We start from the raw sequence: 24339 nt of genomic DNA, 5'->3' as shown, positions 1-24339 counted from the left end.
CACCTGTCGTATTTCAATCATTTATTCAGACCAACACATATATGTGTCAGAAAATGTTGTGCTGCTTAGTGTGATCCTATGCTCATATTAATTTTCCTTTTAAAATAGTCGAATACACTGAAAGAAATTGGTAAGTTAATTTAGTTTAAAATCTCACTTGAATTTAGAGCTGCACCTTAATTAATTTACAATCCCCCTGCAATAAGTTATATCAAGATTAACCTTACCTTAAACCTCGTTTACTATGCACAAAAAAAGAGTGTATCCTGTGATGGCAGGACACACTCTCATAAAAATGGGATAAAACGCATTTCTTTTCTATATGTGAGTTGATTAAGCCACACTATCGGGAGGAGTTTATGTGGGGACTATGTGGTAATTTTCAGCTAGATTACTTTTTTTCTTGTAAAAATTAACCATTAATAAATTTTAGAATAAACAACAAGAGAAATAAACACTGTACAGATGATTAATGTAGACAAAATGTGAACTACCTGCATGGCTGACAAAATAAACCATTCAGCCTGTAACCCTATGTTCAAGAAAATCAAGTAAAGCATAGTCGCAATGAAAGTAACCACCATACCCTTGTATCTTATAAGCTGCATTCTTTCATCCTTTTGCTTGAATTGGGGATATAGATAACTTAAACAAAAACACATAATGGCCATTCCCACCATCATATAAGATCCAGAAGGTGGAGTTGAATTAGCCATGATTCCTGCAAAAACCGTAAATCCACTCATCACTAAAAAGGAAAAACCCAAAACAATAAACATAATTCTTGAAGATTTCACTGAAACCATCCCCCTACCTTATTACTTATAATCATCATCTTCCAAAATAAAAACATTCTCCACACTCGTATCAAATAATTCAGCAATAATCATTGCCAGAGGAAGAGAAGGGTTGTACTTACCCTTTTCAATTGAAATAATTGTTTGTCTAGAAACCCCTAATCGATCAGCTAGCCTATCTTGTGAAAAACCAAGTTTCTTTCTAAACTCTGAGACCCTATTCTTCAACCCATTCACCACCTCGTTGTAATACCATTTTAATGTAAAGCTTACTTTACGTCAAGTTTCCTTTACAAAAATAGCAAAATAAACCTATACTCAAACAACCCACTACCTGTAGTGGCTTTAGCAATAAATTACTTCCTATCAAAATTTTTAAAAACTACTTCCAACCACTTGGGGAAAAGAAGAAAAAATGATATAGTTAGTATCAGATACTAAAACCAGGTATAATAATATTAGAGTGCAAAAAATTTCTTATGCAGTATGGAGGTAACAATGGAAGATTTATTACAATTAGAAGGTAAAAATATTGTCATTATGGGCGTAGCCAATGAAAGAAGTATTGCATGGGGTGTTGCGGAATCCCTCTATAAAGCCGGTGCTAAATTAATCTATACCTACCGCTTGGATCGATCACGCGAAAAGTTAGAAAAATTATTGGAAAAATATAACTACCCTGCTGAAATGATTGTTAGATGTGATGTAAACAGTGATGAAAGTATCTCACAAGCGTTCACTGAAATCGGTGAAAAAGTGGGAACAATTCACGGCCTAGTTCACTCTGTAGCATTCGCAAACGCAGATGACTTAAAAGGTGATTTCATAGAGACATCAAGAGATGGATATGCATTTGCTCAAGACACAAGTAGCTATTCTTTAGTTGCCGCAGCAAACGCTGCTCGACCATATTTAGCTGAAGATGCTTCAATAATCACAATGTCCTATTTAGGTGCAGTACGAGCCCTCCCTGGATACAATGTAATGGGTGTTGCAAAGGCTGCACTTGAAGCGTGCGTAAGATACCTTACTTTTGACCTTGGTAAGGATGGAATCAGAATTAACGCGATATCTGCTGGTCCAATTAGAACATTAGCGGCAAAAGGTGTGCCTGGATTCAATGATATTATGAAAATGATTGAAGAAAAGGCTCCTCTACAACGTAATGTTACAAAGGAAGACGTCGGTAATATGTCTGTAGCGATGCTGAGTAACCTATCACGCGGCGTTACTGGCGAAATCATCTATGTTGATTCTGGTTATAATATTGTCGGGTAATTAGAAATAAATGCGCCAAGGCACTCGTTAATCTGTATATGATTCGAGGCGAGGTGATATAAGTTTGACAATAATAAAGAGGGCGACCAATAAATGGTTCGCCCTCTTTTCCTTTAGAATTCTAAATCTACCTTCAATTCATCTACATACTCTCTTGATCCCGTTACAATCAGTCGGTCACCAAGATGAAGTTCTGTATCTCCATGAGGAACAATAGAGTCCTTGCCTCTAAAGATACGAACAAAGATAACATCCCCAGTAAACGGGAAATTTCGAAGCATCGTTCCGTCATATAAACTATTATTCATTTGAATTTGATATAACGATTGTTCCTGATTAGTCAGGATTGTCATGATACTTGGCGCCTCAATTAGTGCACGTAGTAATGTGTTTGTTGACATTAATAATGAGAATACATCAATATTTAATTCCTTGAGTTCCTCACCGAGGCCTGCAGTTTCGATTCTTGCAATTACACGGTCAACTCCATTTTCCTTGGCGAATTTTGCAATTTCAGCGTTCCTTTCATCAGACCCTGTTGTTATAACAAGAATATCTACATCAAACACGTCTGAAGCTTGAAGGCTCTCAACCGAATAATCCTCAAGTTCGACAATCTCAAACAATGAATCAGAATGCCGTTTATCAATTTTTTCTTGTTTTGTATGATAAATAGTTGTGTCATACAGGTTTGAATTCAAATCCCGTGTTACGGGTAATGTCATTTGATTTGCACCGATAAATCCGACACGGATAACAGGTTCTTCGGCTTCTTGTTTTGGGAAAAGCTTTTTAAAACCTATTGGCGAAATAATACTTGCGATAACCGCGACTAAGATCAATGCACCAGACATACGGTCATCAATGATTCCCATCTTCTCCCCAACGGTTGCTGCTGCAATAACAAGTGATAACGTTGAAGTTAACAATGCCCCTGCACCAAGAGTCGTTCTCCAATCATACCAGCGCCTAATATAGATAATCGGAACCACCTTAGATATAACTAGGGCGATAAATAATAACGGAATTAACATGAGTATCTTTGGATCCTGGAAAAGCGCCCAAAGGTCAAGCTCAACCCCAATCATTACGAAAAAGATTGGGATTAAGAAACCATAACCAAATGAATCTAGTTTTTGCACCATTTCATGATTTGGTGATAGCAACGATACTAATACACCTGCTAAGAATGCACCTAATATATTCTCTGCACCAATCGTTTCCGATAGTGCAACGAGGATAATGATTAATGCAAAGATTGCTCTCATTCCGATATGAATTGTTCCTTTTGACATCGTTTCAAGGAAGGAACGATTTTGGAATCTCTTTCCGACAAAATACAAAAGTACACCTGCACCAAACAAGACTAACAGAAGCCACATATTGCTCTCTCCGCCACCGTAAATAGAAGCAAAAACAGCAAGTAAGATCATCGTTACAAGATCTGACACTACTGCAACTAATAAAATAACCTGACCTATGTTTGTTTTCATGATCTGGGCATCTTTCAGAGTTGGTACGACAACACCTAAAGAAATAGTAGAAATGATTAACGTCATTAAAAAGGCATTATCTGTAAAACCAGTCCAAACAAAAATCATGGATAATAATAGCGATAATATAAAAATTCCAGCAAAAACAATTATAGATACAAGGAATGTATTTGGAGCTATTTTACCATTTGGGAGCTTTTCTTTCTTTTTTCCTCCTACAAACGAGGTGAAATCAATTTCTACCCCACTTAAAAACATTAAAAAGATGAATCCCAAGGTAGATAATGTTTCAAGCCACATATCAGGTTCTACTACATCAAACCCACTTTTCCCGATAATAATCCCCATAATAATTTCTGCTACAACAACAGGAATTGCTCGAAGTTTAAACCTATGTAATAACAGTGGTGTTAAAAAGGCCACCACCATTACAATAACTAACGATGTTACTGAAGCACCATGTTCCATACTTTACCCCCTTATTAAAATCAATTATGAAACTAAATAATTCATAAATAATGTAGCTAATCCAAAATAAATTAAAATACTAATAATATCATTAATTGTCGTAATAAATGGACCTGAAGCAACCGCGGGGTCAACCTTTAATCGGTGCATGAGCAATGGTACAAGTGCACCAGCCAATGTTGCTACAATCAATGTAATGAAAATTGAAATGCCAACTAAGATCCCCAGAAAGAAATCACCTTTCCAAAAATAAACCACGAACATTATTACCGTTCCACAAACCGTCCCAGTTATGACACCTGTTCCTGCTTCACGTAAGATTAACTTCCATTTATTCTCATCTTCATCTTCACCAATTGCAATTCTCCTGACTGCAACCGCTAATGCTTGCGTTCCTGTGTTACCAGCCATACCAGCAATTAACGGAATAAAGACAGCTAAAATTGCCACCTGATCTAATGTAGCTTCAAACCTACCAATCAAGCTTGCTGTTAGCATTCCAAGAAATGATAAAATAATTAACCAGGGTAATCTGTTTTTTGCTGATGTAAATATATTTTTATCTGCAGAGTCAACATCTGATATCCCAGCTAATTTTGAGTAATCATCAGATGCTTCTTCATCCATAACATCAATAATATCGTCTACTGTAATAATCCCTAATAAATGGTTTTGAAAGTCAACAACTGGCACAGCTAAGAAATTGTAGTCCTTCATCCGCCGTGCTACTTCTTCCTGATCCTCACTAACAGAGACAGATACAACCCGGTCATTCACAATTTCGTGAATCATTGTGTCATCATCTGTGACAAGTAAGTCACGTATCGAAATAACACCTACAAGTCGTTTCTCTTCATCAATAACATATACATAATAGATTGTTTCAGCTCTGGGTGCTTCCTTTTTTAATATATGCATAGCCGATTTCACGGTTTGATTGGCATGTATTGCAATAAATTCGGTAGTCATTATACTACCGGCTGTATATTCTTCATAATGAAGTAGCTGTTTAATCTCTCCTGCAGCTTCATCATCCATAATTGTCAAATAGCTAGCAACCTGTTCTTTATCTAATTCATTTAGGACATCTACAGCGTCGTCCGCATACATTTGTGAGAGCATATCTGCGACAAAATTAGGGTCCATTTCAGACAAAAGCTCTTCATATTCAGTCTCATCAATTTCAAGGTTTTCAAAAACCTCAGCCATTTCTGCTGGAGACAAAAAAAGGTATAGGTGCATTCTAGCATCTTTCGGTAGCTTCGAATAGAATTTTGCTCTTTCATATGGATGTATATCTAAAAATACGTTTCGGAATTCATCGATATTCTCATTTTGAAGAGCTGTAAGCAATTGTTCATTTTCTATTTGCTGCTGTTCTCTTTCATTTACCTCATGTTGTAACATATCCGGTTTCCCCCCTTGCAAATCAAAAATAAAACTTTAACCTAACATTTGCAAAAATGTAACATAAGCCATTTACTTTTTGGGCCCTATGTATATTATAATTTTTTAGTTTTCCATAATGTAATGATTTGCAATCACTCAAAAATAAGCTAAGATAGAATTGGTTCTTTATCTAAAAAGTGATAAAGATTTATACCCTGTTTTATATAATATAAAACTCGTGCTTGTTTAGAAAGGATTTTTTTATCCATGAATAAAGAAAGTAATCCACAAAAAATTGATTATACACTGTTGTTTATCTTATTTCTAATGGCCATCGTCAGTGCCATTGCAATTCAAAGTGCACAGCCCTTTTTACCGGAAAAGCTTAAAAATATTAATTTCGCAGCGCAACAACTTCAATGGTATGTCATAGGAATTATTGCGATTATCGGAACAATGGTTATTGATTTTGACCGATTTAAAATGATTTCCTGGTACCTATATGGGTTTGGGATGGTATTATTATTCGGACTTTTTGTTGAAAAGTATATCTTCGACCTCCCTTTTGCTGATGAAACGAAAGGTGCTACAAGCTGGTACAACATTCCGGGTGCCGGAAGCTTCCAACCATCTGAATTAATGAAAATTATTTTAATTATTGTGTTAAGTAAAATCATTGTCGATCATCGTGAAAAATATCCGATTAACACAGTAAGTGATGATTTACTCCTAATTGGAAAAATTATTTTAGCCTCTGCCCCACCAATCGGTTTATTAGTGTTACAGCCAGATATGGGGATGACGATGGTGTTTATGTCAATCATTGCAACAATGATTCTAGTTGCTGGTATTAAATGGAGAATAATTCTAGTAGCGATATTTACGGCTGTTTTAACAGTATCGACAGGTGTTTTTCTCTACTTTAATTTTCCAGAGTTTTTCTTTACGTATATTATTAAGGACTATCAGATGAGTCGTTTTTATGGATGGCTCGATCCTTTTGGAACTGCTGGTAACGAAGGCCACCAATTAGTCCGTTCATTACTTGCAATTGGATCTGGTCAATTGCAAGGAAAAGGTTTCCAGGAGTCTGAGGTGACAATTCCTGAAGGTCATACCGATTTTATCTTCGCCGTGGTTGCGGAACAATTCGGTTTTATTGGAACCAGTATTATTATTTCTTTATTCTTCTTATTAATTTACAGAATGATTCATATTGCATTAGAAAGTCATGATCCATACGGAAGTTATCTTTGTGCGGGTGTGATTGGAATGATTACTTTCCAAGTGTTCCAAAATGTTGGAATGACAGTTGGTATCTTGCCAATTACAGGACTACCACTACCCTTCATTAGTTATGGGGGGAGTTCCCTTGCCACTTACATGATTGCAATTGGCATTGTGCTGAATGTTCGATCTAGAACAAAGAAATTTATGTTCGATTAATATGAAGGCCAAAACGCTTTTGAAGTAGAACTTCCAATGCAAGTCCGGTAAGCATTAGTACCCCACCGGCGGCTAAGCGCTGTAGCTAGACACTAATCTTTTAAAATAAAATCACGCCATTCTCCTTATAATAGGGAGTATGGCGTGATTTTTTAAAGAAAGGTGCTTAAAGATGAAACTTGATATAATCGGCGATATACATGGATGTTTTCAAGAGTTTGAAGAATTAACGATGAAGCTTGGTTATTCATGGGAAAGTGGGATTCCACTACATAATGATCGAAAACTTGCATTTGTTGGAGATTTGACCGATCGAGGTCCTGAATCTTTACGTGTAATCGAAGTGGTATATCAGCTAGTAGTACAAGCGAACAAGGCATTCTACGTACCAGGTAACCATTGTAATAAACTTTACCGATACTTAATCGGGAACAAGGTTCAAACGACTCATGGTTTGGAAACAACCGTTGCAGAATATGAAGCATTAAATAAAGATGACCAACAATCCATTCAAAATCAATTCATTGAGCTATATGATGGTGCTTCGCTTTACAAACAGCTTGATAAGGGAAAACTAGTAATCGCGCATGCAGGAATACGAGAGGACTATATTGGTCGTACTGATAAAAAGGTAAAAACCTTTGTATTGTACGGTGACATCACCGGTAAAAAAAATCCAGATGGGACTCCAGAAAGACGGGATTGGGCAAAGCAATATAAGGGTTCGGCGTTGATTGTTTATGGGCACACACCGGTTAAAGAACCTCGAAGAGTGAACAATACGATTAATATTGATACTGGTTGTGTCTTTGGCGGACGTTTGACTGCTTTTAGATATCCGGAAATGGACATAGTTCAAGTTCCTTCGTCAATACCGTTGGTAGCAGAGAAATTTCGAGAGTTCGGGTAGAGAACTTAGACATCTTAATAGAATTTGCATATTTTCTATTCAACTGAGCATGTATGTCTTGGCTCTTCTTGCAGTACATGCTCTTCCTTTTTCTCGCTTAGCTTGTACCGTGAGACGCTTCTAGTGGCACATGAAACTCCTATGTTCTCCAAAGTAGCCTCACTCATGAATAAAACTCAAATACGACTCGTACCTAAATATAGCGACCATATTCAAATGGTCGCCTTTTCTAATAATTCTTTCATATCATCCGGCAATTCTGCAGTGAAAACCTTCTCTTGTTGATTCATCGGATGGCGAAAACATAGCTTCCGACAATGGAGTGCTTGTCGATCAATCTCTGTTCGTTCTCCCCCATACAAATCATCTCCTACAATTGGATGACCGATATGTGAGAGATGAACGCGAATCTGATGGGTCCTTCCAGTTTCTAGTTGAAGCTCCACACGTGTATACTTACCAAACCTCTCCAACACATTAAAATGAGTAACCGCCTTCTGTCCATCCTCTCGAACCTGACGTTCAATGATGCTATCGTCTTTCCTTCCAATTGAAGCATCAATGGTTCCACATTCATCGGCCAAGACGCCATGAACGATTGCCTCATAAGTCCTATTCAAACAACCCGCTTTTTGCTGCTCCGATAATAGATGATGAATGTGTCGGTGCTTAGCGACCAGGAGTAGACCCGAGGTATCCTTATCGAGTCGATTTACTAAGTGGACAGTTGCACCAAGTCCTGTGGACTGATAATAAGATAACAACGCATTTGCAAGACTTCCACTTGAGCTCTCCCTTGATGGAATAGAGAGTTGATAAGGCGGTTTATTGACAACCAAAACATATGAATCCTCATACACAATGTGCAATGGTAGCTTCTCAGGTTTTAACTCGTGACTTGGTTCCTCCGGGGGAAAAACCACCTTGAGTACCTCGTCCTTCGAGAGACTATAACGAACTGTAACTGGCCTGTCGTTTATGAAAATGCCACCACCAGCAAATTTAATATCAACTAGAGCAGTTTTGGAAATGGCCTGTTCTTTTAAAAAATCTCGTATTAATTTTCCAGCATCCTGTGTAGATATCTGCCATTCAAGTGTAAAAGCCGACACGATTTATTTTCCTTTCCAATTTGTTCAGCTACAGCTCGCAGCGACTAGCGAGACACCCTTCGTACAATAAGCTCAACATCGGCTCACTTCGCTCACCGTGTTTCCTTTATCTCCTTTGAGGAACACAGACTAATAACGCCACGTCCTGTGGCAACGTCTGTGTGACCCACATCCTGTGGGCCTCAGTCCGTACGTCGCTATACGCTCGCCTCCGCATTTCTGTCAGTCAGAAATAAATGAATCACGTACTCTTTTCCAAAATGGGAAAGGTCGAAAACGAGCAAAACGCACTTTCTCTGGAGCCACACGACATTGAATCGATTTCACATCCTTGTGTAAAAGGGTTAAATGATCGATAGTAATGTGAAAATCAACGTCATTTACAGGCTTCATTAGAATGGTGTGATGATTAGGTAAAATTAAAGGTGAACCAATTGTCCTGAACACCCTATTATTTATTGAGGCCATTTCCGCAACTTGAATAGCCTCAATTGCAGGATGTAGAATCGCCCCGCCAAGCGCTTTATTATACGCAGTACTTCCAGATGGTGTCGAAATACATAATCCATCCCCACGGAAAGTTTCAAATAGCTGCCCCTTGATCTCAAGGTCCATAACAAGTGAGCCTTCAACACTTTTTACCGTACATTCATTCAATGCAAGATATCTCGATTCCCGCTCACCATTAATATAGCGAATATAAACCTCAAGTAATGGATATTCCACTACTTGATATGGAGTCTTTGCTATAGCAATTACAAGTTTTTCAATTTCTTCAGGAACCCAGTCTGCATAAAAACCCAGATGTCCAGTGTGGATCCCAACAAATGCTGTTTTATCCAACCGGCTTCTATATCGGTGAAAAGCATACAGCAATGTTCCGTCTCCACCAACTGTTACTACAATATCTGGTTGGTCTTCATCATATGTGAGCCCGAAATCCATTAAATACGTTTTTATTTTCTGCATTAATGTATTCGAGTTCGAGTCACCTCTCGAAGTTACTGCAAATTTCATTATTTACACCCTATCTATAATGATTTATCATTACTTTCTGTTTTTCTTGAGAAGATAACTTGTGCCTCTTGAATTTCGCCACGAATTTTAGACATTTCTTCATCAAGTTGGAAGGCTGCCTCTGCTGCACGTTGTAGGCGAAGTTCAATCTCTTTTGGAAATCTACCACTATATTTGTAGTTTAAAGAGTGTTCAATTGTCGCCCAAAAATTCATTGCAAGTGTGCGAACCTGAATTTCTACTAATATTTTCTTTTCTCCCCCAATGGTCTGGACGGGATATTGGATGACGAGATGATATGAACGATATCCACTTTCTTTCTTTTGGGAGATGTAATCTCGTTCTTCAATGATTTCCATATCATTGCGCATCCGTAAAAGTTCAACAACACGCTTAATATCATCCACAAATTGACACATCATTCGCAGGCCAGCAATGTCCTGTATCTCTTCAAGTTTATCAGAAGGAATATCTTTCTTTGCAGCCTTATCTAAAATACTATGGATAGGCTTGACTCTACCTGTTACAAATTCAATTGGGGAATGGGTACCTTGCATTTCAAATTGAGTTCTCATTCCTTTAAGCTTAATTTTCAGCTCATCAACAGCCTGCTTGTATGGAGCCAAAAAAAGATCCCAATCTTTAATCATAATACACCCCCATTTTTATATCCTTATTCAGACAAGAATGTTTTCTCGACAAGCCCAACCATTTCATCTCCGTAATTTGAATTACCCTCAATGTTTTGTAGTAGGTATTCTAGTTCTGGAATAATATCAATGAGTTCTATTTCAATGTCCTTTAAGTGTAAAATAACTTGTTGTTTTTCAGAAATCACATTTTTTAGGGACGGCCATACAGCTGATGGCAAGCTCACGTATATAAATTCCTGGTCATTTTCAAGTTTGTAAATGAATGCTAATGAATCAGAGTCAACCAGCATTTGACCACTAGCTCGTAATCCAGCAGTTTCAAATTCAGTGTTGTCTGCCATAAGCTCTAGTTTGTTATTCGAATCGTTAATATGACTAATTTCAATACGTTTCTGCATCAATAAGCTCCTTTTTCATAAATCGGGTTACACCACATTATTTCAAAATCCACACTTATTTTATCATATGTACATGAATTCTTTAAAGAAACTGCTATTCAAATTCTAAAAATTGCTCTCCTTAATGATATAATATAAAAAACTGTAATAAAGGCGTTGAAGTTATGGTACAAGAGCTTGAGATTGAATTTAAAAATATACTAGAAGAAGAAGAGTATCATCGATTATTGTCCGTCTTCTCTATCGATGAAGACAAACAGGTAGTGCAAGAAAATTACTATTTTGATACACCCCAATTTTCCTTGAAGGATAATGGAGCTGCATTACGTATCCGTGAGAAAAAAGGGACATATATACTCACTTTAAAGCAACCTGTCGAACGTGGTCTGCTCGAGACTCACCAACCGTTAACTGAGCAAGAAGCTAAGCATATGCTTAATGGCGGACCTATTGTTGAAGGTGACATTAAAACTATATTAAATAACTTAATGATTGATCCAATGGATATTACCTACTTTGGCTCACTTAAAACGCTACGCGCTGAAGTTGAGTATAAAGAAGGCCTGCTCGTATTGGATAAGAGTTACTATTTAAACCAGGTTGATTACGAGGTAGAATATGAAGTAACAGATGAGGAAATTGGTAAGCAGTTATTTATTGAATTACTAAAACAATACCATATACCGATACGTAAAACCGATAATAAAATTCGAAGGTTTTATGAGCGGAAAAAGCATATTCTACTAGGAGAGGAACACAGATGAAAATAGATTTTAAGGTCTTGCTTGAACTTCAGGCGTTACGAAATGTTTCTACAACAGATTCCCAAACGTCGAATAATGACGGCGCCAATTTTAAGGACATGCTGTTACAATTGATGTCTAGTTCATCTAGTTCGCCAACTGAGAGCATCCGCACGAAAGTTAATTCAACAGCATTATTAACTAATCAACAGTATATGCCGATAACATTTTCAAGTCCTAAACAAGCGGCAATTCCTAACAGTTTTGATGGATTGATACAGAATGCTGCCCAAAAATACAATGTAGATCCAAATTTAATAAGCTCTGTGATTAAACATGAATCAAATTTTAATCCAAATGCTAAAAGCCATGCTGGTGCGACTGGTTTAATGCAACTAATGCCTGCTACGGCAAGAAGTTTGGGGGTTACAAATTTAACTGACCCATCTCAGAATATTGAGGCAGGGACGAAATATCTTCGAGACATGTTAGACCGATATAACGGAAATGTGACGCTTGCTCTTGCAGCTTATAATGCAGGTCCAGGAAATGTTGATAAGTATGGTGGGATTCCCCCCTTTAAAGAAACACAAAATTATGTGAGAAAAGTAACAGAATCCTATATTGGATAAAACCTGCTCTTCCTATTTTAATGAGGAAGAGCTTCTTTTTTATCCTTTTCCAATATTTTCAATTCTTTAAAAGTGCGCTTTATTTGAGTTAAATGTCTACCATTGATAAAATGTTATTACACAACATATGATAATCACTCCTGACAGGTAGAAAGGGGTAAGGTCTTGAAACATTATGAAAAGATGGGGTTCAATCATTCATCTAGCCGTCCATTGGAAATCTATATGTTTATTGATCCACTTTGTCCTGATTGTTGGGCATTGGAACCCATTTTAAAAAAACTCACAATTGAATATGGAAAGTATTTTACAATTCGCCATATTTTAAGTGGCCGCCTTGCTTCCTTAAATATACAATCGAAGAAAAAGCCGCTAGACATGGCACAGGTTTGGGAGCGTACTGCTAGTAGATCAGGGATGTCTTGTGATGGAAGTTTATGGCTTGAAAATCCTATTTCTGCACCGCATTCTGTATCTATTGCAATTAAGGCTGCAGAACTGCAAGGTAAAAGAGCCGGTATTCGGTTTTTACGTAAACTTCAGGAAAATCTCTTCCTAGATAAACGCGATATTTCTGATGTAAATGTTCTAATGGCCTGTGCAGAAGAAGTTGGACTAGATGTGACTGAATTTGAAAATGACCTCCATTCTTCTAGTGCGGCGAAAGCATTTCAATGTGACTTAAAAATCACCTCTGAAATGGAAGTAGATGAGATTCCAACACTGGTTTTCTTTAATGAGAATATTGAAGAAGAGGGATTAAAAATCACTGGATGTTACCCATATGACATGTATGTCCATATTATATATGATATGCTCGGTGAAAAAATTGAGCCTACTCCCCCACCACCATTAGAGGAATTTCTAAAATACTTTAAATTCGTTGCATCAAAAGAAATATCTGTTCTATACGACATACCGATACCAGAGGTTGAACGTGAAATGAAGAAGCTCTTGTTAAAGCAGAAAGTCGAACAAGTTCCCGTTAAATACGGCACCTTCTGGAGATATGTAGAATAAATGCGAGAAGTGCTCATTTTCACAATACAAAAAAGACTTGGAACCTAGTGCTCCAAGTCTTTTTTTTATATTCAATAAAGGGGATGGGAGAAATCTCACTTCAAACAAAGGGGTGTTGTTTGTGTGATTACTTCATGTTTTTATAATAGCAGGATTGATAACCATTTTCAACTATATGTACATTTTTTCACAAAGTTGTCAAATTCCTATTCTTAATTCGTTTGCTTGGACATAAAAATAGACTATAAACAACTTACATTCATTGTAAGGAGGGTTCTATGATGAGGAAAATTGGTTTGATAATCGGGAGTACTATGGTTATTATTACCTTTGGCCTAAACTTATTAGGATTAATGAAACTAATCCCCCTATATATCACAACTCCGCTTTTATTTTTATCATTACTAGTGACCATCGTTATTTATAATCATCGCAATCGATTTAGAGGTTTTCGACCATAGGTAAAAGGGCACCCAAAATGGATGCCCTTGTATTATTTACTGCTTTTCTAATAACTTTTCCATTTCAGTTAAGGTTGCTTCAAACACCTTGCATGCTTCTTTGATTGGGTCCGCAGAAGTCATATCTACACCTGCATTTTTTAGTACCTCAATTGGATAATTAGAACTTCCCGCTTTTAGGAAATTGTTAATATAACGATCCACGGCCGGCTTGCCTTCTTCTAAAATTTGCTTACTTAATGCCGTTGCCGCGCTATAACCGGTCGCATATTGATACACATAATAATTATAATAGAAATGGGGAATTCGAGACCATTCTAGTCCAATCTCCTCATCCACAACAATATTTGGTCCAAAATATTTTTTATTTAAATCATAGTACATTTCTGTGAACAAGTCAGGAGTTAATGCCTCTCCCTCTTGTGCTTTCATATGAATCATGTGCTCGAACTCCGCGAACATCGTTTGACGGAATACAGTACCTCTAAAGCCTTCTAACTGATGATTTAAAAGATAGAGCCTTTTTTGGTCATCATCAATGTTTTTTAATAAATAATCTCCCAACAATGCTTCATTACATGTAGATGCTACTTCCGCAACAAAGATAGAATAGTTTCCATATGTGTATGGTTGGTTGTTTCTAGTATAGTAACTATGAACAGAGTGACCAAATTCATGGGCTAATGTGAAAAGGTTATTTACATTGTCTTGCCAGTTCATAAGAATATATGGATTTGTACCGTATGTTCCAGACGAATAAGCCCCGCTACGCTTCCCTTTATTTTCGTGAACGTCCACCCAACGATTATCAAAGCCTTCTTTTAATACGCGTAAATAATCTTCACCTAATGCAGCAAGCCCTTTTAGGATATAATCCTTCGCTTCCTCATAAGAAACCTCCATTTTCACATCTTTTACAAGAGGTGTATACAGGTCATACATATGAAGTTCATCTACACCTAAAGCCTTTTTACGAAGATCTACATATCGATGTAAAAGGTGAAGATTATCATTAATAGTATTGACTAGATTATCATAGACCGTTTCAGGAATATTGTTGCTACTTAACGCTGCTTCACGAGCAGATTTAAAGTTACGGATACGCGCATTAAAATTATCCTTCTTAACTGTTCCACTTAATGTGCTTCCAAACGTATTTTTAAAGTTGCCATAAGTATCATATACTGCTTTGAAAGCTTCTTCACGTACACGTCGGTCTGAGCTTTCAAGGAATCGAATGTAACGGCCGTGTGTAATCTCGACTTCTTCCCCATTCTCATCCTTAATTGTTGGGAACGTTAAATCAGCGTTGTTAAGCATTCCAAATGTGTTACTCGAAGAATCCATTACCTCGTAGGCTTGTGCTAGTAATGCCTCCTCTTTTGCCGAAAGAACATGCGGACGTTCACGATTGATGTCATCTAATGCATGCTCATACACCTTTAACTCTTCTTTTTCTGCTAAAAAGGATTTAATTTTCTCTTCATCAACAGATAAGATCTCAGGAACGATAAATGATAGTGCACTCCCTACTTGTGTATAAAGGTTTGTAGCTCTATCATATAATCCCTGATAGAACGAATTTGTTGTATCCTGATCATATCGCATATGTGCATATGTATAAAGTTTACCCATTCGTAATGAAATTGCATCTTGATATGCTAGCGTTTCATAAAGCTTATCTGCAGAATCGCCAAGTTTGCCTTGGAATTCAGCAACCCCGGGAATCATCTCTTTAACTTCTTTAAATTCCTTTTCCCATTCTGCATCTGAAGAAAAAATATCTTCTAATTTCCACGTATCTTGCTCAGCAATTTCTTTACGATTTGGGAGCTTTTTTACAGTTGTTTGGTCAGACATTTTATATACCTCCTATATCTAGTCTCTTAAAAATATTCGATATCTTACTCATTATCTCCTTTTTTACAGTAAAAAGTTTAAGTTTTTTGAATTTAGTATTTGCCCATATTATGTTTTACCAATTCACTCTTTTCATGCTTAGCAAGAGTTTCCACTCTTCTTAAGAATTGCCTCATCCATCTTAAGGCTTCCCTCCAATGTAGAAGGTATTTGTAATTCTCCAATTTTTTTATATTTTGTATTACTTAACTTTGTAAGTTTTCCTACAGATACTAGGAAAAGAAGGTACTCCTCAACTGCATGAGAATACCGAGAATGAAAAAGTAATGGAAGCTGTTTGATTATTAGATCCTTTGAAGAAATACGCTCTGAAATTACGCCCATTACACTTGAAAAGAAGAACGTAGTACCTACCTTTAGTGGGAGTAAGAGGTCAAGCAAAATCCACATTTGCCACACCATTGGAGGCGTATGGAACCAATAACCCGATGTAAGTGGCACCCCAGCTTCTGCTGGCAATAATGATGGTGGTATTCGATTTTCATATAAAGTAGTCAGCAATGTAGCTAAATTAGAGGTTGAATAGACAGAATAATTAGCTCTCCATTTGTGTTTTTTTCTTACCCATAATGGAAGTAATGGAAATGTAGTTTTGTTGGGGGCTATTAGCCTTGAAAAAGATACGACATCTTCTTTATAAAAATGAATGGAACTAAAGGCTTCGCTCGATGTGAAAGGTTGTAAGTTTGATAATTTTATAAATGTAGAAGTGTTTGGACAGTAAAATAAGATGCTTGGTGGAATAGGTTGATTGAAGGATGTTGCAAAAAGCCACTGAAACGATGAGAGGCGAACCGAATAGGTTGACATTCGCTTAAACCATTTTGCACCTAAAATCCAAAGTGGAATAATACCTATCTGTCGGTATGAATCCGATCTTTTTTTAAATAGGGCAGAATCAATCCCTGAACATTGATACTCAATTGCATAGCGTCTATCTTGAGTTACAACTAATAGGTCTGGTCGTTGTGAAATTTCTGATAAAAACGGCTCAAGCTTTACATCATATCCTTGTGCTTGAAACCAATGAAAAAGCTGGCGCTTTCCATCAAGGTGATATTCAGATTCGGGTTCAGTTTTAATCGTACACTCTGCTCCTTTTAGATGAGCAAAATGGTGAGTCTTTTTCATACCCGCTTTTAGCTGAACCTTACTTTGGCATGCTGGGCAAAGAAAAGTCTCATCCTTTCTGAGCTCAAGCAAATCTGAGCGCTTCCATTTTTCAACTAACGAAACATAATCCCCATTCTTACGTAAGGCAACAAACATGGCATCATCTCCTAATCATTTTTTATTGCCACTTAAAAATAGCATAGATGAAATAGGTTGTACAAACTAAAAATTCCGAACTTTTTTCAAAGGAACAAAAAAGTCGATTCCACATAATGAAATCGACTTTTACTTATAATGAAAAATATTTAACCATTTCCTCTAATGCATTTTCATTCATAATCTTCTTTCCATATTCTTCAATTCGATGAATAGACAGTGCTGATTCGTGTCCATACTCAAGGACAATGCTAAGCATATTCTCTAATTCATCCTCTGTATAGATTTCCTCATTAAATTCGATAAATAAATAATACTTGTTTTCAAAGGAATACAAAGAATTATTTAAGCCACCTAGCTGAATTCGATGTGCTAATGAGATTACATCTTCGAAATCATTAAATCGAATTAGGAATTGGAAATTTTCTTCATCAAATTCTTCAACAAAGTCTGTATCCTCATACTTGGATTGGAATTGCTGGTCAAGTAACGATTCGATTTTTTCATCGACTGGCATTTTATCGTCACCAACGGGAAGCTCATATTTGTTTCCATCTTTCGAAAGCTGTGCTCGTGTTACAAGTACCTCTAGCCCTTTTTCTAACGCTTGGACTTGGATCCATAGTGGTCCATCAATCGTGAATTCTTCTTCCTGATGAATTTCATCCATCATTTCCCAGAAGAGCTCTTCGCTTCGCTCCCGGTTATACCAGATTTCCTCACGCTCAAACCCACGCTGCTCTATGTCATTATATGAAATATAAAATTTTACTGTATGTTCGTTGATTCGTTCGATTTCCATTACAGAACCTCTCCCTTCTTGCTCAGATTTTGAAGGGACGTTATACCCCCGAGCCAGATGTTCTTTTATTCACTTTTCCCATATTAGTTGTAGAATAACCCAATGCTACGAAAAAAGTCTATATCTTGTACGTATAATTTATTTTATGTTAAAAGCTATGAGAATGGAAATAAAAAGGGTTAATTTTTAAAAAACAGTTATATTGCCCGGTTATTCGGGTACTTGCTATTTTATGTTCCATTATAATACGAATCACAGAAGAAGACGAGTAAAATGACCAAATAAGAAAAAAAACTTCTACATAGTTATAGTAGAAGTTTTCATGATGTTAATTTACTAAGCGCTGTGCTTCTTTCAATTGGAAGGTACGAACTTTTCTTGGTAAAAACCTACGAATTTCGTCCTCGTTATAGCCAACCTGAAGTCTCTTCTCATCGATGATAATTGGCCGACGTAGAAGCCCCGGGTTTTCTTGAATTAATTTGTATAAATCTTGTAGAGGCATTGTCTCTAGATTTACATTTAATTTTTGGAATACCTTAGAACGAGTTGAGATAATCTCATCTGTTCCATCTTCCGTCATACGTAAAATTTCTTTAATCTCTTCGAGTGAAAGAGTATCAGAAATAATGTTTCTTTCTTGATATGGAATTTGATTTTCCTCTAACCATGACTTTGCTTTACGGCAAGAAGTACAGCTAGGAGAAGTATAAAGAGTAACCATTAACCTTATCACTCCCTTAAAAAGTAGATTATTACTTAACAATCAGCATGATTGGTCATGGATGTTTTAAATATGATTAAATTAAAATTAATTTAATTAAGTAATTTCTTTAATTATTATACCTTAATTTTAATGAGAAAGATAGACAATTTTAAAGAAAACTTTGGATTGAAAAGAACCTTGCTATACAGTGGTTTCTAATAAAAAAGCGATAGGAAGTTACAACTCCTATCACTAGAAAACTTACACATCTTTTAAGATATCTCGATTATCATTATTATCGTTAAATGATAATACTTGATCAACATCCTGGTAAGTTTCACCATAAAACTCCCGGTCTTTATAAGTGTGGACCTCGTCGTATGTCCTTCTCATTGCTTTATATACAAGTTCTTCGGACTCATTTGTTGGAGACCAATACAGGATTTCCATTTGGTTTGATTCATTTGTTGCTAATGATCTCCGTTCATACCCTATGGAAGTAGCATGTTTGAATCCTTCTCGTTTATAGAATTTTAATCTTTTCTCTGTATCAGTATCTTCATAATTGACTGGTTCAACCTCAAGAATAATCGGTTTTCCTTTTTTCTTTAGTTTTTCAATGAGCTTATGGCCAAGTCCTTGTCCGCGTGACTCTTTTGAAACGAACAGATAGTCAATAAAGATAAAACGCTCAAGCTCGACATACATCAATACATGATAGGGCCCTTCGTCTTTGTGGTAAATGTCTCCCTTTTCTTTTAAGAGTGCTTCCATATGTTCTTTTGATTTCATTTCTTCAATCGGGAAATACTGATTTAATTTCTCGTACCAGTTCATACATCTGCTCCTTATATCGTTATAAGTCATCAATAGTGTATGCATTAGTGTTTGTAAATTTCCCTCTTTTAATAAATGGAAACTTAGAATAGAATAGAGATAGAAGGCGTTTTCATTAAGGGGGATATACATGTCAAGCTACATAATCGATTTAGGTCTTATTGCAGTTCTAGTCATCGGTATTACAGCTTTGATGGGTGTTATGGCAAATGGTCTTGGCGAAAGAGTCTTTGGTGGGAAAAAGGGATCTACGATTGTTAACAATGATTTAAATGTAAAAGCTGGTTGGAAAAACGTTGGTGGGCGTAAAAAATAAAAACAGGGCTAGCCCATACTTCGGGCTAGCCTTTTAATTGGTCTAAATTACGGTGTATAATCAACACCTTTTGTGTACGAGTTTGCCGCGTTCCATAGTAAGAATTCGTTGATGCCTTGGTCTTGTAAGCCTTTAATTTGGGCTTCGATTTCTTCTTTACCATATACCGTGTAATTCCCTTTACCAAGCCAACTGGCAGTGAAGTCTTGTAGCCATGGTCTAGATATAGGTCTATCTTCAATTTGGTCAAGCTTAAAATTTTCTACTTTTGCATATTCTGAAACCAATCGATATGGCTCAAGGTCAGGGCGTGGGATTCCAAAATATGATGTCCAGTGGCTAGGATAAATCATTGAAGATATGACATCAACATGTTCAGAGATTTTGGAAAAGTTTTGACCGATTCCAGGTGCTTCTGGAAGTGTGGCAGTGTAGCCAAAAATATCAACCGATACCTTCACATTGTAAGGTTCTAATTTTTCTTTCGCATATTCAACAAAATCTGTTACCGCTTCTACACGTTTTTGTACGAAATCAGAATCTGCTTTTTCATACTCTCCCATACTATAGGTTAATGAGCGGTCACGCTTTTCAAATCCTTCCGGGAATCGAACATAGTCAAATTGAATTTCTTGGAAACCAAGTTTAGCTGCTTCAATAGCAATCCCTACATTATAATCCCAAACATCCTTTAAAAATGGATTTACGAAAGCTTCACCTCGCCCGTTCGCCCACACTTTGTCACCATCTTTGAAAGATAAATCGGGTCGTTTTTGAGCTAATACAGAGTCTTTAAAAACAACTACCCTTGCAATTGGGTAGATTTGCTTTTCCTCCATCTGTTTAATCATAGCGGTCGGATCTTTAATATAGTCTTTACTTATTTCTTGGTATTTTGAATCTTTTGGAGGGACATAAGTTAAATATCCAAAGTCATCCTTAACATCGATTACCATTGCATTTAGATCCGTACTCTCAATGAATTGAATGAGCTGTGGGAAACGATTTCCACCCGCTGAGTGAGCAGTCACATATATTCCTCTTATTGCATCCGGATATTCAAATTGAAAACCAGAACTAAATTCAAACCGCTTCAAAGTCTCAGGGATCACTTTTTTAGATATAACCAATTCACTTTTTGGATGAGTTTCTACATCCAAAATATCACTTTCTGCTACTCCAGTTCCATAAGTAAAAATAACTCCTACCACAATCACAGTCACTAGAAGTGTAATAATTTTTTTCATGACTTCCTCCTTCCCCTTCAGTCCTTATAGTCATTGTAAATGAATTTTCCAGGAAATAATACAAATTCAGACAAATTTCTCGATTACTCAATCTATATTCATATATATGATATTATTGTCCAACTATTTATAGTTTCCATAATTACTTTCTGTGCTATAACTGGTAATTCCGTATAAATTGTAGATGTAGATGTGATGGAGGCCCAAAGGCAAATAGGACAGGATAGGATTTGCCTGTTTAACTTGACTATACAGAGGATTCGTTTTCTCTTTAGTGATGTTATGAAGGAGATTCTCTCTCGTCTTCTGCTTCACTTTCCACTTCATCGCAAGTATGATGGTCTGATGAACGCGACTACCGAGCTTTTTGGGTCTTCATCCACTTCATGAAGATGCGAAGAGCCAAACTCACAACAAGTTCGAGGCTTCATCTGGCTCAAGAATTCCTAAAGCCTCACTAACCTCACGATAAAAAAATGGCCCCATAAAAGGCCATTTAACTATATTTCGCTTTATATTCCTTATATTCTTTTTCAGAGCAAGCAACAAAATGCCCTGGTGTAATTTCGCGGAGCTTTACCTCTTCGTCTTCTGTATAACCGTGTTCTTGCGGATCATATACGAGTCTTTTTCGATTTCGCTCATAATTCGGGTCAGGCAACGGGATGGCAGATAACAATGATTTTGTATATGGGTGAATCGGATTCTTATATAAGTCATCAGCTTCAGCAAGCTCTACTATCTTGCCGAAGTACATAACACCAATTCGGTCGCTTATGTACTTAACCATTGATAAATCATGAGCAATAAAAAGATAGGTTAGTCCTTTTTCATTTTGAAGCTTTTTCATTAAGTTTACGACTTGTGCTTGTATGGATACATCTAGGGCAGAAATGGGTTCATCAGCAATAATAAAGTCTGGTTTTACCGCTAAAGCACGTGCAATCCCAATTCGTTGTCGTTGTCCTCCAGAAAATTCATGTGGATATCTATTAGCGTGTTCACGGTTTAAGCCGACCGTCTCTAGAAGGGAGTAAACTTGTTCCATTCTTTCCTTGTTGTTCTTGGCAAGCCCATGGATATCAATACCCTCCGCAATGATATCCGCGACAGTCATTCTAGGATTAAGAGAAGCATACGGATCCTGAAAAATCATCTGCATTTTCCGATTAAACTTTTTTAAATCCTTCCTAGATTTTCTGCCATGAACATTCTCTCCGTTAAACCATACTTCCCCGTCTGTCGCACTATACAAACGAATAATTGTTCTGCCAGTGGTTGATTTGCCACAGCCCGATTCACCAACTAATCCAAGTGTTTCACCTTTATATATATCAAAGGTAATTCCATCTACCGCTTTTACTATATTTGGTTTACCTACATTAAAATATTGCTTTAAATTTTTGATTTCCACTAATTTCTGTTTTTCAGCCATTGTATTTGTCATCCTTCCTGTGTTGCTTTGCGGATAGGAAGTTTTTCATTCTACGCTTTACCGCTTCGGGAGGTTCCACTTTTGGCGCATCTGGATGAAGTAACCATGTTGCTGCGTAATGTGTTTCCGAAACTTTGAACATAGGTGGTTCCATTTCGTAATCTATTTTCATTGCGTAGCGATTACGCGGTGCAAACGCATCACCTTTTGGCGGGTTTGTGAGGTCAGGAGGAGACCCTGGAATCGCCATTAATTCAGCTCTATCATCGTTGTCTAAGCTTGGCATTGATGATAATAATCCCCATGTGTATGGATGCTTAGGGTTGTAAAAAATTTCATCTACGGTCCCTGTTTCAACGATTTTTCCAGCGTACATTACAGCAACCCTGTCAGCAACGTTTGCCACGACACCTAAATCATGAGTTATAAATATAATAGATGTTTCCAACTTTCTTTGAAGATCTTTCATTAACTCTAAGATTTGTGCCTGGATTGTTACATCTAGCGCTGTAGTCGGCTCATCTGCAATCAATAATTTTGGACTTGATGCCAAAGCAATAGCTATCATTGCACGTTGTCTCATCCCTCCACTAAATTCATGTGGATACTGATTGACTCTCTTCTCTGGGCTAGGAATCCCAACGAGACGCAGTAATTCTATCGCACGGTCTTTTGCATTCCCTTTTGACATGTTTTGATGTTTAATCAAAACCTCCATAATTTGCATGCCGACCTTCATAGTAGGATTTAAGGAAGTCATCGGATCCTGGAATATCATCCCAATATCTTTCCCTCGAATCTTTTCCATTTCCTTATTCGTCTTTGTAACAAGATCCTCCCCATCAAATAGAATTTGACCTTTACTTATTCTACCTGGAGGCATAGGAATGAGCTTCATAATGGTCTGAGAGGTAACACTTTTTCCTGAGCCTGATTCCCCAACAATAGCTAGGGTCTCGCCTTTATACAAATCAAAATTGACACCACGGACTGCTTTTACCTCACCCGCATACGTTTTAAACGACACTTCAAGGTCTTTCACTTCCAATAACTTGTCCATTTCGTCACTCCCTTACTTGCGCAGCCTTGGGTCTAATGCATCTCGCATCCCATCACCAATTACGTTAAAAGCAAAGATGGTCACACAGATTAAAGTAGCTGGAAAAAACAAACGCCAAGGATAATATTCAAAAGCAGGTAGCCCTTCAGAGGCCATTGTTCCCCAGCTAGCCAACGGAACCTGAACACCTAAACCGAGATAACTTAAAAAGGATTCAGTGAAAATGGCATTCGGGATTGTCAAGGTCATCGTCACCAAAATCGGTCCCATGGAATTTGGAATTAAGTGTTTAAACATGATACGCTTAACATCAGCACCTAGCGTTTGGGCAGCAAGTACATATTCCTGATACTTCAACTGTAAGACTTGACCTCTAACAATACGTGCCATATTAATCCACCCTGTTATTGTCATTGCAAGAATCATCGTACCTAAACCTTGTTCAAGAATAACCATAAGTAAAATGACTAATAGCAAATATGGAACACCATATAAGATGTCAGCAAACCTCATCATAAATTCATCTACTTTTCCGCCCATATAACCAGAAATTCCACCCCATAAAACACCGATTATGAGGTCAATAACTGCGGCTGCTAGTCCAATAAACAACGAGATTCTTGCTCCTTGCCATGTCCTTGTGAAAACGTCCCTACCAAGTTCATCTGTGCCAAACCAATGTACGCTCGAAGGTGCCTCATTGGCATGAGCAAGGTCGGTAGTACGGTAATCAAATTCATTCATCATTGGGCCAAATATGGCCATAATTAATAAAATGACTAAAAGAACGATACCCGTTAATGCGAGTTTGTTTTTCTTAAATCTAGAAGTAACATCCTTCCAGAATGACAAACTAGGTTTTGAAATTTTTTCAGCCTCATTCTCGTTTATTGCTGCAGGCGTAAACAATTCCTTTGGTATATTCTGCAT

25 protein-coding genes are annotated in these 24339 nt (G+C 37.1%); 8 read left to right on the top strand and 17 right to left on the bottom strand.

The window, feature by feature from the left end; genetic code table 11:
• Window positions 1-419: 419 nt before the first annotated feature.
• Window positions 420-797, bottom strand: coding sequence for a permease (locus CZ490_RS02100; protein ID WP_142255323.1), 378 nt, complete (start codon window positions 795-797; stop codon window positions 420-422).
• Window positions 798-818: 21 nt separating this feature from the next.
• Window positions 819-1025 (bottom strand): helix-turn-helix transcriptional regulator, encoded by a 207-nt coding sequence (locus CZ490_RS02095; protein WP_077617331.1) that lies wholly within the window; start codon window positions 1023-1025, stop codon window positions 819-821.
• Between the two features lie 270 nt (window positions 1026-1295).
• On the opposite strand from CZ490_RS02095, the gene fabI reads away from it, so the two are divergent.
• Window positions 1296-2075, top strand: a complete 780-nt coding sequence (gene fabI / locus CZ490_RS02090; RefSeq protein ID WP_077617330.1) for an enoyl-ACP reductase FabI — start codon at window positions 1296-1298, stop codon at window positions 2073-2075.
• Window positions 2076-2188: 113 nt separating this feature from the next.
• Here fabI and CZ490_RS02085 read toward each other — a convergent pair whose 3' ends face one another.
• Both CZ490_RS02085 and mgtE read right to left on the bottom strand, forming a co-directional pair.
• The gene (locus tag CZ490_RS02085) at window positions 2189-4036 is read right to left on the bottom strand and encodes a monovalent cation:proton antiporter family protein (RefSeq protein WP_077617329.1); all 1848 of its coding nucleotides are present in this window, start codon (window positions 4034-4036) and stop codon (window positions 2189-2191) included.
• A gap of 24 nt (window positions 4037-4060) precedes the next feature.
• Complete coding sequence (gene mgtE / locus CZ490_RS02080; RefSeq protein ID WP_077617328.1) at window positions 4061-5443, bottom strand: magnesium transporter; 1383 nt, start codon at window positions 5441-5443, stop codon at window positions 4061-4063.
• Window positions 5444-5692: 249 nt separating this feature from the next.
• Between mgtE and CZ490_RS02075 the strand changes: the two genes are divergently transcribed.
• On the top strand, window positions 5693-6871 hold the full coding sequence (locus tag CZ490_RS02075) for an FtsW/RodA/SpoVE family cell cycle protein (protein WP_077617327.1): 1179 nt from the start codon (window positions 5693-5695) through the stop codon (window positions 6869-6871).
• Between the two features lie 172 nt (window positions 6872-7043).
• Window positions 7044-7781: a bis(5'-nucleosyl)-tetraphosphatase PrpE gene (gene prpE, locus CZ490_RS02070; RefSeq protein WP_077617326.1), complete on the top strand. Its 738-nt coding sequence runs from the start codon at window positions 7044-7046 to the stop codon at window positions 7779-7781.
• Window positions 7782-7993: 212 nt separating this feature from the next.
• On the opposite strand, the gene CZ490_RS02065 is transcribed toward prpE, so the two are convergent.
• From CZ490_RS02065 to CZ490_RS02050, 4 genes are all read right to left on the bottom strand, one after another.
• A complete protein-coding gene (locus CZ490_RS02065; protein ID WP_142255322.1) occupies window positions 7994-8893 on the bottom strand; it encodes an RluA family pseudouridine synthase in 900 nt (299 codons plus the stop codon).
• 222 nt (window positions 8894-9115) lie between these two features.
• Entirely contained in the window at window positions 9116-9910 is a 795-nt protein-coding gene (locus tag CZ490_RS02060) for an NAD kinase (protein ID WP_077617324.1), read from the bottom strand.
• A gap of 14 nt (window positions 9911-9924) precedes the next feature.
• On the bottom strand, window positions 9925-10560 hold the full coding sequence (gene yjbM / locus CZ490_RS02055; RefSeq protein WP_077617323.1) for a GTP diphosphokinase: 636 nt from the start codon (window positions 10558-10560) through the stop codon (window positions 9925-9927).
• Window positions 10561-10583: 23 nt separating this feature from the next.
• A complete protein-coding gene (locus tag CZ490_RS02050) occupies window positions 10584-10961 on the bottom strand; it encodes a UPF0738 family protein (protein WP_077617322.1) in 378 nt (125 codons plus the stop codon).
• Between the two features lie 164 nt (window positions 10962-11125).
• On the opposite strand from CZ490_RS02050, the gene CZ490_RS02045 reads away from it, so the two are divergent.
• From CZ490_RS02045 to CZ490_RS02030, 4 genes are all read left to right on the top strand, one after another.
• A complete protein-coding gene (locus tag CZ490_RS02045; protein ID WP_077617321.1) occupies window positions 11126-11725 on the top strand; it encodes a CYTH domain-containing protein in 600 nt (199 codons plus the stop codon).
• Window positions 11722-12336, top strand: coding sequence for a lytic transglycosylase domain-containing protein (locus CZ490_RS02040; RefSeq protein ID WP_077617320.1), 615 nt, complete (start codon window positions 11722-11724; stop codon window positions 12334-12336). The genes CZ490_RS02045 and CZ490_RS02040 overlap by 4 nt, the downstream gene beginning before the upstream one ends.
• A 183-nt stretch (window positions 12337-12519) precedes the next feature.
• A complete protein-coding gene (locus tag CZ490_RS02035) occupies window positions 12520-13356 on the top strand; it encodes a ClpXP adapter SpxH family protein (protein ID WP_077620906.1) in 837 nt (278 codons plus the stop codon).
• Window positions 13357-13637: 281 nt separating this feature from the next.
• A complete protein-coding gene (locus CZ490_RS02030) occupies window positions 13638-13817 on the top strand; it encodes a hypothetical protein (protein WP_077617319.1) in 180 nt (59 codons plus the stop codon).
• Window positions 13818-13853: 36 nt separating this feature from the next.
• On the opposite strand, the gene pepF is transcribed toward CZ490_RS02030, so the two are convergent.
• The 5 genes from pepF to CZ490_RS02005 all read right to left on the bottom strand — a co-directional run bounded on the left by pepF (window position 13854) and on the right by CZ490_RS02005 (window position 19351).
• Window positions 13854-15677, bottom strand: coding sequence for an oligoendopeptidase F (pepF, locus tag CZ490_RS02025; protein WP_077617318.1), 1824 nt, complete (start codon window positions 15675-15677; stop codon window positions 13854-13856).
• Between the two features lie 138 nt (window positions 15678-15815).
• Window positions 15816-17006, bottom strand: a complete 1191-nt coding sequence (locus CZ490_RS02020; RefSeq protein ID WP_077617317.1) for a competence protein CoiA — start codon at window positions 17004-17006, stop codon at window positions 15816-15818.
• A gap of 133 nt (window positions 17007-17139) precedes the next feature.
• Window positions 17140-17808 carry an adaptor protein MecA gene (gene mecA, locus CZ490_RS02015; RefSeq protein WP_077617316.1) on the bottom strand — a complete coding sequence of 223 codons (669 nt, stop codon included), beginning with the start codon at window positions 17806-17808 and terminating at the stop codon, window positions 17140-17142.
• A gap of 328 nt (window positions 17809-18136) precedes the next feature.
• Window positions 18137-18532, bottom strand: a complete 396-nt coding sequence (gene spxA, locus CZ490_RS02010) for a transcriptional regulator SpxA (RefSeq protein ID WP_077617315.1) — start codon at window positions 18530-18532, stop codon at window positions 18137-18139.
• Between the two features lie 243 nt (window positions 18533-18775).
• Entirely contained in the window at window positions 18776-19351 is a 576-nt protein-coding gene (locus CZ490_RS02005; RefSeq protein WP_077617314.1) for a GNAT family N-acetyltransferase, read from the bottom strand.
• A gap of 130 nt (window positions 19352-19481) precedes the next feature.
• Between CZ490_RS02005 and CZ490_RS02000 the strand changes: the two genes are divergently transcribed.
• Window positions 19482-19667, top strand: a complete 186-nt coding sequence (locus CZ490_RS02000) for a hypothetical protein (RefSeq protein WP_077617313.1) — start codon at window positions 19482-19484, stop codon at window positions 19665-19667.
• A 47-nt stretch (window positions 19668-19714) separates the two neighbouring features.
• On the opposite strand, the gene CZ490_RS01995 is transcribed toward CZ490_RS02000, so the two are convergent.
• The 4 genes from CZ490_RS01995 to CZ490_RS01980 all read right to left on the bottom strand — a co-directional run bounded on the left by CZ490_RS01995 (window position 19715) and on the right by CZ490_RS01980 (window position 24339).
• On the bottom strand, window positions 19715-20914 hold the full coding sequence (locus CZ490_RS01995; protein ID WP_077617312.1) for a putative glycoside hydrolase: 1200 nt from the start codon (window positions 20912-20914) through the stop codon (window positions 19715-19717).
• Window positions 20915-21410: 496 nt separating this feature from the next.
• Window positions 21411-22349, bottom strand: a complete 939-nt coding sequence (locus tag CZ490_RS01990) for an ABC transporter ATP-binding protein (protein WP_077617311.1) — start codon at window positions 22347-22349, stop codon at window positions 21411-21413.
• Window positions 22342-23409 (bottom strand): ABC transporter ATP-binding protein, encoded by a 1068-nt coding sequence (locus tag CZ490_RS01985; RefSeq protein ID WP_077617310.1) that lies wholly within the window; start codon window positions 23407-23409, stop codon window positions 22342-22344. The genes CZ490_RS01990 and CZ490_RS01985 overlap by 8 nt, the downstream gene beginning before the upstream one ends.
• Window positions 23410-23421: 12 nt before the next feature.
• On the bottom strand, window positions 23422-24339 hold the full coding sequence (locus tag CZ490_RS01980; protein ID WP_077617309.1) for an ABC transporter permease: 918 nt from the start codon (window positions 24337-24339) through the stop codon (window positions 23422-23424).

The sequence above is a fragment of the Litchfieldia sinesaloumensis genome (assembly GCF_900156865.1).
GTDB classification, from domain to species: Bacteria; Bacillota; Bacilli; order Bacillales; family Bacillaceae_L; genus Ferdinandcohnia; species Ferdinandcohnia sinesaloumensis.
This window is presented reverse-complemented; position numbering and strand designations above follow the sequence as displayed.

Bases quoted from the DNA above. Each gene is read 5' to 3' on its own strand.
- CZ490_RS02020 (WP_077617317.1), bottom strand. From the start codon at position 17,006: ATGTTTGTTGCCTTACGTAAGAATGGGGATTATGTTTCGTTAGTTGAA.
- CZ490_RS02005 (WP_077617314.1), bottom strand. From the start codon at position 19,351: ATGAACTGGTACGAGAAATTAAATCAGTATTTCCCGATTGAAGAAATG.
- CZ490_RS02085 (WP_077617329.1), bottom strand. From the start codon at position 4,036: ATGGAACATGGTGCTTCAGTAACATCGTTAGTTATTGTAATGGTGGTG.
- CZ490_RS02050 (WP_077617322.1), bottom strand. From the start codon at position 10,961: ATGCAGAAACGTATTGAAATTAGTCATATTAACGATTCGAATAACAAA.
- prpE (WP_077617326.1), top strand. From the start codon at position 7,044: ATGAAACTTGATATAATCGGCGATATACATGGATGTTTTCAAGAGTTT.
- CZ490_RS01995 (WP_077617312.1), bottom strand. From the start codon at position 20,914: ATGAAAAAAATTATTACACTTCTAGTGACTGTGATTGTGGTAGGAGTT.
- CZ490_RS02045 (WP_077617321.1), top strand. From the start codon at position 11,126: ATGGTACAAGAGCTTGAGATTGAATTTAAAAATATACTAGAAGAAGAA.
- pepF (WP_077617318.1), bottom strand. From the start codon at position 15,677: ATGTCTGACCAAACAACTGTAAAAAAGCTCCCAAATCGTAAAGAAATT.
- CZ490_RS01985 (WP_077617310.1), bottom strand. From the start codon at position 23,409: ATGGACAAGTTATTGGAAGTGAAAGACCTTGAAGTGTCGTTTAAAACG.
- mecA (WP_077617316.1), bottom strand. From the start codon at position 17,808: ATGGAAATCGAACGAATCAACGAACATACAGTAAAATTTTATATTTCA.
- CZ490_RS02030 (WP_077617319.1), top strand. From the start codon at position 13,638: ATGAGGAAAATTGGTTTGATAATCGGGAGTACTATGGTTATTATTACC.
- CZ490_RS02035 (WP_077620906.1), top strand. From the start codon at position 12,520: ATGGGGTTCAATCATTCATCTAGCCGTCCATTGGAAATCTATATGTTT.
- CZ490_RS02075 (WP_077617327.1), top strand. From the start codon at position 5,693: ATGAATAAAGAAAGTAATCCACAAAAAATTGATTATACACTGTTGTTT.
- CZ490_RS02060 (WP_077617324.1), bottom strand. From the start codon at position 9,910: ATGAAATTTGCAGTAACTTCGAGAGGTGACTCGAACTCGAATACATTA.
- CZ490_RS02000 (WP_077617313.1), top strand. From the start codon at position 19,482: ATGTCAAGCTACATAATCGATTTAGGTCTTATTGCAGTTCTAGTCATC.
- yjbM (WP_077617323.1), bottom strand. From the start codon at position 10,560: ATGATTAAAGATTGGGATCTTTTTTTGGCTCCATACAAGCAGGCTGTT.
- spxA (WP_077617315.1), bottom strand. From the start codon at position 18,532: ATGGTTACTCTTTATACTTCTCCTAGCTGTACTTCTTGCCGTAAAGCA.
- CZ490_RS01980 (WP_077617309.1), bottom strand. From the start codon at position 24,339: ATGCAGAATATACCAAAGGAATTGTTTACGCCTGCAGCAATAAACGAG.
- fabI (WP_077617330.1), top strand. From the start codon at position 1,296: ATGGAAGATTTATTACAATTAGAAGGTAAAAATATTGTCATTATGGGC.
- mgtE (WP_077617328.1), bottom strand. From the start codon at position 5,443: ATGTTACAACATGAGGTAAATGAAAGAGAACAGCAGCAAATAGAAAAT.
- CZ490_RS01990 (WP_077617311.1), bottom strand. From the start codon at position 22,349: ATGGCTGAAAAACAGAAATTAGTGGAAATCAAAAATTTAAAGCAATAT.
- CZ490_RS02040 (WP_077617320.1), top strand. From the start codon at position 11,722: ATGAAAATAGATTTTAAGGTCTTGCTTGAACTTCAGGCGTTACGAAAT.